This window comes from Rappaport israeli, from assembly GCF_001888055.1.
In the GTDB taxonomy this organism is placed as follows: Bacteria; Pseudomonadota; Gammaproteobacteria; order Cardiobacteriales; family Cardiobacteriaceae; genus Rappaport; species Rappaport israeli.
In genome coordinates, this window is record NZ_LXHZ01000022.1 from 190,238 (window position 1) to 203,430 (window position 13,193).

The 13,193-nt window shown below is 43.2% G+C and carries 9 protein-coding genes, 4 tRNA genes and 2 pseudogenes; 12 read left to right on the forward strand and 3 right to left on the reverse strand.

The features are described 5' to 3' along the window. Window positions 1-115 precede the first annotated feature (115 nt). The 4 genes and pseudogenes from A5N84_RS06360 (at window position 116) to A5N84_RS06375 (ending at window position 3,823) form a co-directional block, all read left to right on the forward strand. A complete protein-coding gene (locus A5N84_RS06360) occupies window positions 116-1,840 on the forward strand; it encodes a mechanosensitive ion channel family protein (RefSeq protein WP_158008667.1) in 1,725 nt (574 codons plus the stop codon). Between the two features lie 83 nt (window positions 1,841-1,923). Next, window positions 1,924-3,088: pseudogene (locus tag A5N84_RS06365) on the forward strand (NnrS family protein). Between the two features lie 49 nt (window positions 3,089-3,137). Further along, window positions 3,138-3,214: transfer RNA gene (locus A5N84_RS06370), tRNA-Val, on the forward strand. A 171-nt stretch (window positions 3,215-3,385) separates the two neighbouring features. Further along, window positions 3,386-3,823, forward strand: a complete 438-nt coding sequence (locus tag A5N84_RS06375) for an MliC family protein (protein WP_072281696.1) — start codon at window positions 3,386-3,388, stop codon at window positions 3,821-3,823. Window positions 3,824-3,964: 141 nt separating this feature from the next. On the opposite strand, the gene A5N84_RS06380 is transcribed toward A5N84_RS06375, so the two are convergent. Beyond that, window positions 3,965-4,306 carry a hypothetical protein gene (locus A5N84_RS06380; protein ID WP_072281697.1) on the reverse strand — a complete coding sequence of 114 codons (342 nt, stop codon included), beginning with the start codon at window positions 4,304-4,306 and terminating at the stop codon, window positions 3,965-3,967. 247 nt (window positions 4,307-4,553) lie between these two features. Between A5N84_RS06380 and A5N84_RS06385 the strand changes: the two genes are divergently transcribed. The 4 genes from A5N84_RS06385 to A5N84_RS06400 all read left to right on the forward strand — a co-directional run bounded on the left by A5N84_RS06385 (window position 4,554) and on the right by A5N84_RS06400 (window position 7,471). Continuing rightward, a complete protein-coding gene (locus A5N84_RS06385; RefSeq protein ID WP_072281698.1) occupies window positions 4,554-7,037 on the forward strand; it encodes a mechanosensitive ion channel domain-containing protein in 2,484 nt (827 codons plus the stop codon). A gap of 146 nt (window positions 7,038-7,183) precedes the next feature. Beyond that, window positions 7,184-7,260, forward strand: a tRNA-Pro gene (locus A5N84_RS06390). A 16-nt stretch (window positions 7,261-7,276) separates the two neighbouring features. Further along, window positions 7,277-7,353, forward strand: a tRNA-Arg gene (locus A5N84_RS06395). A 41-nt stretch (window positions 7,354-7,394) separates the two neighbouring features. Further along, window positions 7,395-7,471 (forward strand) — tRNA-His (locus A5N84_RS06400). Between the two features lie 318 nt (window positions 7,472-7,789). On the opposite strand, the gene A5N84_RS06405 is transcribed toward A5N84_RS06400, so the two are convergent. Next, window positions 7,790-8,326 carry a peroxiredoxin gene (locus tag A5N84_RS06405; protein ID WP_072281699.1) on the reverse strand — a complete coding sequence of 179 codons (537 nt, stop codon included), beginning with the start codon at window positions 8,324-8,326 and terminating at the stop codon, window positions 7,790-7,792. 239 nt (window positions 8,327-8,565) lie between these two features. On the opposite strand from A5N84_RS06405, the gene zwf reads away from it, so the two are divergent. From zwf to A5N84_RS06425, 4 genes and pseudogenes are all read left to right on the forward strand, one after another. Further along, the gene (gene zwf, locus A5N84_RS06410; protein ID WP_072281700.1) at window positions 8,566-10,041 is read left to right on the forward strand and encodes a glucose-6-phosphate dehydrogenase; all 1,476 of its coding nucleotides are present in this window, start codon (window positions 8,566-8,568) and stop codon (window positions 10,039-10,041) included. 135 nt (window positions 10,042-10,176) lie between these two features. Next, window positions 10,177-10,719 (forward strand): annotated as a pseudogene (gene pgl / locus A5N84_RS06415) (6-phosphogluconolactonase); the annotation flags it as partial. After that, on the forward strand, window positions 10,700-11,662 hold the full coding sequence (gene glk / locus A5N84_RS06420) for a glucokinase (protein ID WP_072281701.1): 963 nt from the start codon (window positions 10,700-10,702) through the stop codon (window positions 11,660-11,662). The pseudogene pgl and the gene glk, both read left to right, overlap by 20 nt. Further along, window positions 11,659-12,120 (forward strand): YaiI/YqxD family protein, encoded by a 462-nt coding sequence (locus A5N84_RS06425; protein ID WP_072281702.1) that lies wholly within the window; start codon window positions 11,659-11,661, stop codon window positions 12,118-12,120. The genes glk and A5N84_RS06425 overlap by 4 nt, the downstream gene beginning before the upstream one ends. Here the strand turns inward: A5N84_RS06425 and A5N84_RS06430 are convergent. Then, a complete protein-coding gene (locus A5N84_RS06430) occupies window positions 12,117-13,193 on the reverse strand; it encodes a PTS transporter subunit IIC (protein WP_072281703.1) in 1,077 nt (358 codons plus the stop codon). The two genes, A5N84_RS06425 and A5N84_RS06430, sit on opposite strands and share 4 nt — an antisense overlap.

The window sequence follows — 13,193 nt, forward strand, 5'->3', positions numbered from 1 at the left end:
CAATGGCTTATCCTATAATTTAGACCTGCTTTTTATCCTACCCATTATCCTACCCGTGATATAGTGCGCGATTTTTGTATATTTTATTTGTATCTTTCAAATGAAGAGATTGTCCATGAAATTAACCATTATTAGACTCTTCAGTAGCCTGCTGCTAATACTTCTAATGCCCTTAGCTTTAGCGCAAGGGTTTGGTTTTGACCAATCACAAATTGCTAGTGAGCTAGAAGGAGATTTTAATGAGGCGTATTACCCTATTAAAACGCTTAATGCTGGTCTACCCAAGCTCAATCCGCCAGCCAACCGACAATCCCCACAAGCATTAATTATTTTTTTTGAACAAGCCATTGCCGAACAAGATTATCTACGCGCCGCCCATGCGCTCAATCTTAATCTTATCAACCCAGAAGACCAACCCGAACAAGGTGCCAAACTTGCAAAAAAACTCGCATTTTTATTAGAAAATGGCAAAGTCATTAATTATAAAACCCTTTCTGATCGCCCCGATGCACTTATTGAATCCATCCCCGGAACCAGCCAATCCAATGCTGGAAAACCCCAACGCTCTATTAAGTTAGGCGAATTAGACCGCCAACACTACAAACAAACGATTCGCCTACAGCGCGTGCGCGTTAAAGAACTAGCCCCCATATGGGTTTTTTCTGCCAATACTGTCGATAGTATTGAACAGCTTTATCAAATTCATGCCCCCACCAAACTCGAACAAGCCTTACCTCAATGGATTAAAATAGAGCTTTTTTCTATCACCCTATGGGAATATATTCTCGTTGCCATCCTATTAGCGCTTGGTATTTTAATTGGGCGTTTAATTAGCTTAATCACCGAAAAAATAGCTGGTTATCTAAAAGAGGGCATTATTCAAAATCTAATTCGCACCCTCACGCGCCCCATCACTTTTACCATCGCCCTAGGGTTGCTCTATGGCATCACTTCTGGACTTATCATTGGCAACAAAGCTATCGCCTCCAGCCTACGCCCCATCATGTGGATAAGTTTTGTTATTGCCGCCATCTGGCTTGGCACTCATATTATTAATTTCTTTGCTGATCGCTACAAAAGTTTACAAATCACCCCTCTTGATGACGACCAAAGCAGCCAACATCGCTGTCGCATGACCTACCTCTCTATCGGCAGACGCGTCTTCACATTCAGCTTAATTTTAATTGGCATCGTCATTATGTTGTCTGAATTTATCAACATCAAACTTGTTGGCGCCAGTCTACTCACCTCTGCTGGCGTGTTAAGTATTATTTTAGGCGTTGCTGCCCAGCCCTTGCTAGCAAACATAGTCGCTGGCATACAAGTTGCAATTACCCGCCCCATTAGTATCGGAGATACCATTGTTATACACGACGAATGGGTAGTCGTTGAAGAACTCACCTACACCTACGCCATCTTGCTTACTTGGGATGAAAGACGCCTCATCGTCCCCATGCGTGATTTTGTAACCGAACCCCTCATCAACTGGTCACACACCAACCAACATATGCGCCATCCCGTTTTCTTATATGTCGATTACAGCATTGACCTAGAAGCTTTAAAAAAACACTTCATTGAACAAGCCAAAGCCCACGAAAACTGGTGTCAGAAAGTCGAACCCGACCTTCTCATCCTAGAATATCATCCCACCTATTTAAAACTCCGCGGACAAGTCAGCGCCAACACGCCCAACCTAGCTTGGGCCATGGCAAAAGACCTTCGAGAAATCATGCTCACCTACCTACAACAAAACGCCCCCGATGCCCTACCTCGTGAGCGTATCAGCACTCTTAACCCCTCTAATGCTTCATTCCCACCCCATTTAAACACCTCACAATAAAATCCTCCATGCTAGACTATGCCCCTTCTACATGTAAAATCACATACATTAAAACCCTCTATAAATTCTAAGGAGAAACCAACATGCATAACCACGCCGTATTTAACCTAGGCTTTCGCCTCTTTTTTCTATCCGCCACCTTTCTATCAGTCTGCACCATGACGATTTGGTTATTTCTCTTTGGGTTAGGCTTCCCCCTACATCTAACCGCACTCCCCCCACTCTATTGGCATGGACACGAAATGATATTTGGCTACGCATGGCAGTTGTTGCAGGATTCTTACTCACCGCCGTACAAAACTGGACGGGCATCGCCATGCCCCACGGAAAATCCCTCTTATTCATCTGGTTACCATGGTTTAGCGCTCGCCTCATCTTCACCCTATACCCCAACGCCCACATCCTCGCCGAATGTCTAGACACCTTATTTTTAATTCTTCTTATTCATCCCATCGCCCGCGCCATCTTCCAAGTCAAACAATACCGACAAATGGGCATCCTCTCCAAACTTTGTCTATTACTTATTGCCAACCTACTTTACCTCAGCGGCTCTCTCAACTGGCTCAACCAAGGACACCATTTAGCACTTCAACTCGGGTTCTTTTTAATCCTCTCACTTGTCCTTACCATCGGTCGTCGCATACTCCCCTTTTTCATAGAAAAAGGCGTTGGTTATCCCGTCACCCTTAAAAATTCCGCATTAAAAGACAAACTTTCTCTCATAACCTTCCTCTTGTTTTTTCTCACTGAAATATTTACCCCATGGCATACCTTCGCCAGTTTTCTCGCACTTAGTGCTGCCCTCACCCAAACTTGGCGACTCATCGGCTGGTATACCCAAGGCATTTGGAAAAAACCTCTTCTCTGGAGCCTTTATCTTGGCATGATTACCATCATCATTGGATTAACCTTATACTTCTTACGCCTCTTTTTCCCCATCACCAACTCACTCGCACTCCACGCCCTAGCCGTAGGTGGCATTGGCATCATCTCACTATCTATGATAGGACGGGTAAGTCTAGGACACACTGGGCGCAACATTCACCAACCTTCCAAATGGCTCATTTTTGCCTATACATCCTCTTCGCTGCATTTTTCTTTCGCGTTCTTATGCCATTAATCCTCCCCCAAAAATATCTTATCTGGATTATTCATGCGCAAGTTTGCTGGATTATTGCATTTTTAGCGCTCATCAAACCCTACCTACATATCTGGACAACTCCTAGACCCGACGGTAAACACGGCTAAAAACAACACTTGCAAAACCAAACCAACCCCACTATAATCCGCCCACCCTAGGCGCGTAGCTCAGTTGGTTAGAGCACCACCTTGACATGGTGGGGGTCGTTGGTTCGAGTCCAATCGTGCCTACCAAATACTTTAAAACCCACACGAGTGGGTTTTTATGTGTGATAATTTTAAAACGCATAGAATCGTTACTATAATTACACTTTAAACATCAAACATACTCCCATCACACTGGTATAATTCAAAACGATCGTTTTATTCAGTACGATTTTTTTTCCACTATCAAGAGAGGTTTTTATGAAAAAACTAGCTATTTTACTTCCTTTTGCTTTATTAACTGCTTGCGCTCCAGCAACTAACAATCAATCCAACGTGACCAATACTCAACATGAGCACACAACCCACCAACACAACCAAATGCAAAACAACGTAGTAGCACAAGCTCCCGTAGCATCTAATACTGTTGAACGTGCTTATGCTTGTGAAGGCAATGGACAAATCATTTCTAGAGCAAATGAAAATTCAGCGCGCATCTCTGCAACCATTCCACAACTGAATCTAATCAACCAAGAAATTGAACTTGAAATCACACGTTCAGGCAGTGGCGTACTTTATGTCAACAAACAAAATCCAGAAAATGTCATCCAGTGGTTCTTGAAAGGTGACCAATATGGTTTATTTGAAGTAAGCTTTGCAGATGGACGCAATCTAACCATCAATTGCGACGCTATTTAATGTAACCTAGCCCTTTTAAAGCAAAAAGCCCGTTTTAAACGGGCTTTTTTATAACCATATTACGGGGTAACACCAAAAACTAGCCACAAAAAAATCCCCGAACTTAGAGCTCAGGGATTTCTGCAGCAATCGCTATTAATCTTATCTAAATCTTTTTAAAATTTCATCAGGTACATAACGTAACCATTCATTGTCGCTGCGACGTACCAATAAAGTAGCAATTACGCCTGCGACTACGATACCCGTTACAGCAGCGCCAGTGATTAACCAATGATTTTCCACTGGACAATCATCTACCATATTGCGTACTTTACGAGCACCACGGCGCACGTAGTTTTGTGCATCGTCTGCAACATCCTCACCAAATTCACGCGCATCCTGTGCTTTCTCTTTAATGAACTTATCCATTTCTTTACTGCTACTCTCAAGAGATTTGCGCATTTCAGCCAATTCAGCTTCCAATTTTTCTACACGATCAGACATTTATTTCTCCTTAATATAAATCATCTAAAACAAAAAAACCTGCAACACTATACCAATTCACATAAATGACCAAGATAACATATTGGTCATTTATTTATAACCAATTATTATAAAAAAATATTTTTATTATTTTGACCCTAAGTTCATTGATTTAAGTCCATCTAATCTAATTGAGGAGATAAGAAAATAAACAGATAATTTGCTATGATTGGCAAAATTTTGCTCAATATTTCTCACGGAGTGCTCTATGCGCCAATTTTTAGCGTTTGTTTTATTATGGTTTATGCTGTTGCTTAGCCCAACACTGACTGCACAAACTCAATCACAAGCCATAGATAACAGCCAAGCTTTTGCCACTTTAGCTGATATTATCGACAACCCAGAACAACGCAAAGAACTTGTCCACATCTTACGCGAGCTAAGTCAATCCTCTAACGAACCAAATGCAGAAGATGAAAATAACGAGCAAACTACACCCTCCAGCACTATAGTGCCAGATGGTGAAGATGCCTTTAAAAGTGTTACCGAAGGAACCAAAGCAGCCGTCGCCTCCGCAGTCTCTTTACCTAGCAAACTAGCATTTCATACCAGCGAGATTGCCGCTCAGGTTGGCGAAAGTTTAACCAATGCTTGGCAATCTCTTATCGATATTACCCAAGGCAAAGACCTTCGTTTAAAATATCTCAACAAAGATATTTTTAAAACGGTTCTTATTAATTTAGCCATTATCATCGCTACAACCATCGTTTTATTTCAAACATTGTGCCGCCTATCCCGACCCCTTAAAAAGCGCCTAAGCTTTTGGGTGCAAAGTAGCGATAGTTATAAACCCATCATCCGAAATATTTTAGCTGTTGTTTTAACTGCACTGATGGATGCTTTATTGCTTGGCTTAACCTATTTAATTGCCAACTCGGTTGCCATTTACGTTATTGGGGAGTTTGGAGCGCCCTCAGTACAAATGGCTCTAGTTATCAACGCCTTCTTAATGATTGAAGCAATAAAAATCGCCACTCGGCTCGCTTTTTACCCCTACTATACTGGACTGCGCCTACTACCTAGCAAAAATGAAACAGCGCACTATTGGTATCGTTGGCTCGCCAACATGATAAACATCATTGGCTATGGCTATCTTGTCTGCGTTCCTCTTGTTAACCTTAATCTTTCTAAAGCATTAGGAAAAGCCTTATTGAGCATTATTGCTATTAGCGCTTTTATTTATGGCGCAACATTTGTTTGGCGCAACCGTCATCGCGTTTCACAAGCACTCATTAAAGTCAGCAGTAATGAGCACAAACAAACCTTAATTATTACCACCTTCCTTCGTATGCTTAGCCATATTTGGCATTGGTTAGCCATTGGCTATTTTATGGTCTTATTGATTGTCACACTTTTACAGCCCGAACGTGCGCTCCCATTTATTATGCATGCAACCATTGTAACCATTGCCTCTATTGGCGGTGGATTACTTCTCTCAACCTTACTAACGCAATTAATTGGACACCGCATTGAACTGTCCAGCGAGTTCAACCGCAAACTCCCAGGCATTGAAGCACGTCTAAATGCTTATATCCCTGTATTTTTACGCATCATCCGCCTAGTGCTTACTATTTTTGTAGTGCTTATAGCACTATCAGCATGGGGCATTTTTGACTTAAGCGCTTGGCTGCAATCTGATGCAGGGTCAATTTTTATCAGTCGCTGGGCAAGCGTCTTTATCATTATAATCATGGCATTTTTACTTTGGTTGATTGTCTCAGGCATTATCGAACATCGCCTAAGCGAAAACACCGGTTCAGGACGACCAACCGCTCGCGCACAAACCCTCTTATCATTATTTAAAAATGCATTAGCCATCAGCATCATCGCAGTTACTACTATGATAGTCCTCTCAGAAATTGGTATTAATATTGGGCCTTTAATTGCTGGTGCGGGGGTATTAGGTTTAGCAATTGGTTTTGGCGCTCAAACTCTTGTGCATGATGTTATTACTGGAATTTTCATCCAAATTGAAAACGCCATGAACACCGATGATATTGTCGATATCAATGGCACCATGGGAACCGTTGAAAATATCTCTATTCGCTCTGTTGGGCTACGCGATACCTCTGGAACCTACCATCTTATCCCCTTCTCAAGCGTAAGTATGATCTCTAACTACAACCGCGGCTACGCCTATCACCTAGAAGAATACGGCATCGCCTACCGTGAAGATATTGATGAAGCTATTGAAGTGCTCAAACAAGCCTTTGAAGAACTCAGCCAAAATGATAAAAAACGCGTCATACTAGAGCCAATGACCATTGCAGGAGTTACCAAGTTAGACAACAGCTCAGTAAATATCCGCATCAGCATCAAAACCGTTGCAGGAGAACAATGGCGCATAGGACGAGCCTTTAACCGTCTTGTGAAAATTCATTTTGACCGCGCAGGCATTGAAATGCCCTTCCCACACCTCACCATGTATTTTGGACAAGGCAAACAAGGCGAAGCAGCACCAGCCAACCTACGCCTTATGCGCCAAAGTTTTGATATAGACGGCAGTCCAAAACCTATCACGCAAAAAAACCTCTTTCATAAACAACCCTCTTTATCGCAACAACGCCCTAAGCCCCTTTTAGAATCAGATAAAGACAATCCAGAGACAACACAATCTCCAGACAAGAAAGAAAACAATATTGGTAATGTTTCAGAAATTCGTGTTGCTCCCAAACCACCTAAATCAGATTAACCTGCAAAACGAGCAAACCAGTAATTTAAATTAACTACAAAAACCAATTATTTAGAGAAAAAGCGCAAAAATTTAAAACATAATTTGCAATTTATTCTTGCCTTTTAAGTCTAAACATCCTAAAATGCGCGCTTGCTTAAGCAGTTCGGAGTATAGCGCAGTTTGGTAGCGCACTTGGTTTGGGACCAAGGGGTCGGGGGTTCGAGTCCCTCTACTCCGACCATTTTAGGCTTTATCTTGTGCCCGTAGCTCAACTGGATAGAGCAACGGCCTTCTAAGCCGTAGGTTACAGGTTCGAGTCCTGTCGGGTGCGCCAATAACTTGCATGGCATAAACCCTATCGGTATTAAAACTATGGTGGGTGTAGCTCAGTTGGTCAGAGCGCTGGATTGTGATTCCGGAGGTCGTGGGTTCGAACCCCATCATCCACCCCATTTAAATATCCTCTTTATCTTATTTTTCGAAATATTCTTAATTTCTAATCACTTATCGCCAATTAATTCATAGTTAATAATTATCTCCTCTACTGCTTTCTCCTTAAATATAACTCTCATCGCATACCACTCTTTAAATGGGAAGGTTTTAAGTCTTTTAATTAACATTTTGACTTATCTGTAATTTTTTAATTCTATTCTCTATTTATCTAGTTTACAAACCCAATAATCAAACATGCCAGCTTACTATCTCCAATTATCTGCGGACATAAAAAAGACCCAACAAGTTGGGTCTTTAAAAAACTTAAAAACCTAAAATCACTTGGTTTTTAAGTACTCTAGCATTGTATCAACATCACTGCATTCAAAAGGATCAGATTCACAATTATCTTGTTTGCCTTGCTCACTAAATACTTGCTTGATTTCTCCATTATCAACGAATATAGCATACCGCCAGCTTCTCTCACCAAAGCCTAAATTTTCTTTTTTAACCAACATACCCATTTCACGAGAAAAATCACCGTTTCCATCTGGAAGCATTTTTACTTTCTCAATATTTTGATGTTGCGCCCATTGATACATAGTAAAAGCATCATTTACACTTAAGCAATAAACCTCATCAACCCCTTGAGCCTTTAATTCATCATATTTTGCCTCAAAGCCTGGCAAATGTGTGCTTGAACAAGTTGGAGTGAAGGCTCCAGGAAGTGCAAAAAGTACAATTTTTTTGCCTGAAAAAATCTCACTACTTTTGACGTCCTGCCAACGGAATGGATTTTCTCCGCCAACTGATTCATCACGTACACGGGTTTTAAAAGTAACTTCTGGAACTTTTTTACCGATTAAATCATTCATTTTCTAACTCCTGTTTGATAGATTGAACCAAAAAGCTAGCATTATAAGCAAAACCGATTATCTATTCAATCCAAATCTATATCCACCATTGTTCATATTTAAGGGAAGGGGAGTTTTTGAAAACTGAGAAAGAAATTTTATAAAAAATTTTTAACTTTTCTCATCTTTAGTACGATATAGCAAGAAAAAATATTTATTTGCAGCTATAATCTGTGGCTTTCATTAATAGAGTCGTTTTTATGCGTGAGAATTTAGAACCACAACCTTTTGATTTACTCATTTTTGGTGGCACAGGCGATTTAGCCACGCGCAAACTTCTTCCCTCGCTTTTCAAGGCGCACGAGGCGCAAACACTACATCCTGATGGCAAAATTTGGGGAATCTCACGTCAGTCACTTTCACAAGATGATTATCGCAACCTAGCCAATCAACAAGCGCGCCAATTTATTACTGATATTGAAAAAGTCGATGAAGAAGTTTGGCAGGATTTTTGCAAACGCTTGGATTACATCCAATTAGATGCTAAAAATGCAGAAGATTTCAAAAAACTTGCTGAAAAAATCCCTCCCCAATGCCCACGGGTAACGATTAGTTATTTAGCAACTTCGCCTAATTTATTCGAAGACATTTGCCGTGGTTTAGATGCTGTTGGGTTAAATCATGCTTGCGCTCGTGTCGTCTTAGAAAAACCTTTAGGTACAGATTTAAAATCAAATATTGCCATTAATGAATCCGTTGCTAATTATTTTGATGAGTCGCAAATTTTTCGCATTGACCACTATCAAGGCAAAGAGTCTGTGCAAAATCTTTTAATGATGCGCTTTGCTAATATTTGGTTTGAACCACTTTGGCGACGCGAATGGATTTCTCATGTGCAAATTACCATTGCTGAATCGGTTGGTATTGAAGGCAGAGGGGCTTTTTACGACCATATCGGCGCGCTAAGAGATATGGTGCAAAATCATATCATTCAACTTATTTGTTCCATTGCGATGGAAGCCCCTTCTAGTATGGATGCCGATGCCATCCGTGATGAAAAACTTAAAGTCATTAATTCTTTAAAACCTTTCTCCGAAGCTGATGTCTCACTTTATACCGTGCGTGGTCAATACAAAAGTGGTGTTATTGATGGCAAGAAGGTCAAAGGATTTCATGAAGAAGATAATATTGCACCCAATAGCCAAACTGAGACTTTCGTTGCAATTAAAACCGAAATTGAAAACTGGCGCTGGGCAGGCGTGCCTTTTTTCCTTCGTACTGGGAAAAGAATGCAAGAACGACTCGCTGAAATTGTTATCCAATTTAGAGATGTTCCCCATCAACTCTTTCCACGGGTGGCAGGAAATTATGCACCCAATCAACTAGTTATACGCTTACAACCTGAAGACAGCATGACCTTACATCTATTTGCCAAACGCCTAGGCAATAATATGGTCGCGCGACCTGCTTCACTAAATCTAGATTTCTTTAAAGCTTTTGAGGGACGGCGTACCAGCGCTTATGAACGCCTATTATTAGATGCTATTGATGGCGACCAAACACTTTTTGTAAGACGGGATGAACAAGAAGCCGCTTGGCGTTGGGTCGCACCTATCATGAAAGTTTGGGATGAAAGTGAAGAACCCCCAAAACAATACACTGCTGGCACATGGGGACCTGCTAGTGCTAGTGCATTACTTGCCAGAGATGGTGTCGTTTGGCACGAGGAGCAATAATATGGAACTTATACAATTTAATAGTCATAAAGAGCGCGCGCAAGCGCTTGCAGAACAAGTAAAAGAAGACATCCAAAAACTACTGCGGCAAAAAGATATGGTTACGCTAGCCGTCTCTGGAGCAGTACGCCAAAAGATTTCTTTATTGCTTTGTCCAAGCAATCACTCGATTGGTCGCGTATTATCATCATGCTGGTTGATGAGCGCGTTGTTCCTAGCCATGATGAAGATAGTAACTCCAAACTCGTACACGATTATCTCTTACAAAATGATGCCGAAGGGGCGGTCTTTTGGTCTTATTTAGATGAAGATAATATTGATGATGAAGATGCGCTACAGCAATATGCCAATCGTCGCTTTGCCCAGCCAGACCTAGTCGTTCTTGGTATGGGTGAAGATGGGCATACCGCCTCCATCTTCCCTGAATCCCCACAATTTGACACGATACTCAGCGCGCCAAAAGGCATCATGCTGGTTGACCCAAAAACAGCCAACCATATGCGCCTAAGCCTAACTCTAAGCGCTATTTTAAATGCACAAACCATCTATGTTGAAATTGCTGGGCAATATAAAAACGAAGTATTGCACCAAGCCAAAGAAGGCAAGAATCCGCAATATCCTATCAGCTATGTACTAGACCAAAGCCAAACCCCTGTTTATGTCTACACAGCCTCTTAAACTCGTAGCAGATATTGGCGGGACTAATGCACGCTTTGCTCTATATGACGCCAAAAGTGGCGAACTCAACGCACCGCAAACATTAGCCACCGCCAATTATCCTAGTCTTGAACAGGCCATCTGCGCCTATCTTTCACAGACTCAAACACAGATTGATGAAGCAGCCATTGCCATCGCCACGCCCGTTTTAGGCGATAAAATCAAAATGACCAATCATCACTGGCAATTTTCTATCAGCGCCTTAAAGAAAACCTTAAATCTTAAGCATTTACAAGTTATCAATGACTTTGTAGCGCAAGCGCTTGCTATTTTAGACCTAAAAGACCATGAAATTCTCCCACTAGTCAATATAACGGCGCAAGCAGATGCTCATGCGCCAAAAGCGGTTATTGGACCGGGTACAGGTTTAGGCGTATCTGCGCTTATTTCACATCATGGAGATTGGCAAGCCCTTGCCAGTGAAGGCGGACATACCAGCTTTGCCCCGCGCAACGAACTTGAATATCAAATACTGCGCTATGCACAAACCCTCCACGGAGACCATATTTCCGCGGAACGGTTCATCAGTGGCGCAGGGCTTACCCTTATTGATAGCGCCCTCGCTCATCTTGAGCAAAAAACCCGCAAGCGCACCCCTGAAGAAATCACGCGCAACCTCCCCAACGATTCAACGGCTAGACAAACCGTCGACCTCTTTTGCCAAATTCTTGCCAGCGTCGCTTCCGACCTAGTGCTTACCTTAGGCGCGCGAGGAGGCGTTTATTTATGCGGCGGCATACTCCCCAAAATCCAAACCTACCTACAAACCCACAACCCTCTGCAATCACGGTTTAACGACAAAGGACGTTTTAGCGACTATCTTGCCAACGTTCCTGTCTATCTTGTCACCGCTCAAGAGCCTGGATTACGCGGCGCAACGGTTGTACTAAAACAGCACTCATGACACTTTGGATAGACGCCGACGCCTGCCCCGTCGTCGTAAAAGAACTCATCTGTCGCACCAGTATCCGCACCCAAATCCCTGCCATTTTTGTTGCCAACCATGGCATTACCCTACCCAAATCTGCATTTATTCGCCTTATCCTAGTAGCCAACAGTTTTGATGCCGCCGACCGCCATATCCTTGCCCACATTCAAACCAACGACCTACTCATTACCGCCGACCTTCTTTTAGCCGCCAGCGCCATCGAAATAGGCGCGCATGTTCTCACACCACACGGAAAACATCACCACAGCGATAACATCCACAATCTCATCGCCACCCGCACCCTTATAGACAGCCTACGCGCCAGCAATCCCCACGATCCACCCGCCCACAGCAAACAAAAACCCTACACCAACAAAGACAAGCATCAATTTGCCAACCAACTCGACTCCCTACTACGCCAATTCAACCCCTAATTGGGCAAGCGCATATCCCCCACCTTAATCCACCCCCAGCGTCGCAATACCATCGCCACTGCCACCGCAATCCCTGCTGGCAAAATAAACATCAACAATCCAATCGCCCCCCATAGCATTGGCACACTCAGCACCCCACCAGAGGCCTCCAACACCCCAAAAATTCCTACCAAACCAGCGGTTCCCATTCCTGCGCCACTTGGTGTACATAACAATCCAAATCCTACCGTCGCCAACGGCCCCACCACCGCACTCGCCACCACTGCTGGTAATAAAATCAAAGGATTACGCACCACATTGGGAATTTGCAACATACTCGTTCCCAGCCCCTGCGCCACTAATCCCCCCCAACCATTTTCTTTAAAACTCGCACAAGCAAACCCCACCATATGCGCTGCACACCCCACCACCGCCGCCCCCCCAGCAAGTCCTTGCAAACCAATAGCAATTGCAATCGCCGCGCTACTGGTTGGCAACGTCAACAACACCCCCATCACCACCGCAATCACCACCCCCATTAAAAATGGTTGCAACTGCGCCGCCTCATTAATCGCCGTACCCATCCAAGCCACCAACGCCACAAATGGCGGACACAACAACCAGCACGCCAACAACGCCCCCAAAGCCACCACAAGCGGCACCAATAAAATATCTAAACGCGTTTTCCCACTCACCCACAACGCCAAACGATACGCCACAACACTGGCCAAATACGCCCCTATAGGATTGCCTGATGTTGGCAAAACATAGTTAAAAGACCGCCCATCTAACGACTGCGACAGAAAAAACTCTCCTGCCATCAGCGCCTCACTATGCGCCCCCATCATCCCAGCCAGCGTACACCCCAACACCACCAACGTTGGCGCTTTTAAATAATACGCAATCCCAGCCCCAATCCCTGCCCCCATCAACATCCCAGCCAAACGCCCCACATCCACTAACAACGACCAATCCAGCCACCGCCCGATTTGACTCAAAATCAGCCCCGCAATCAACGTAACAAACAAGCCATAAGCCATCCCCGTCAGTGAATCAATCGCATATTTTTTTACAACCGCACGCACTTGCGCCAT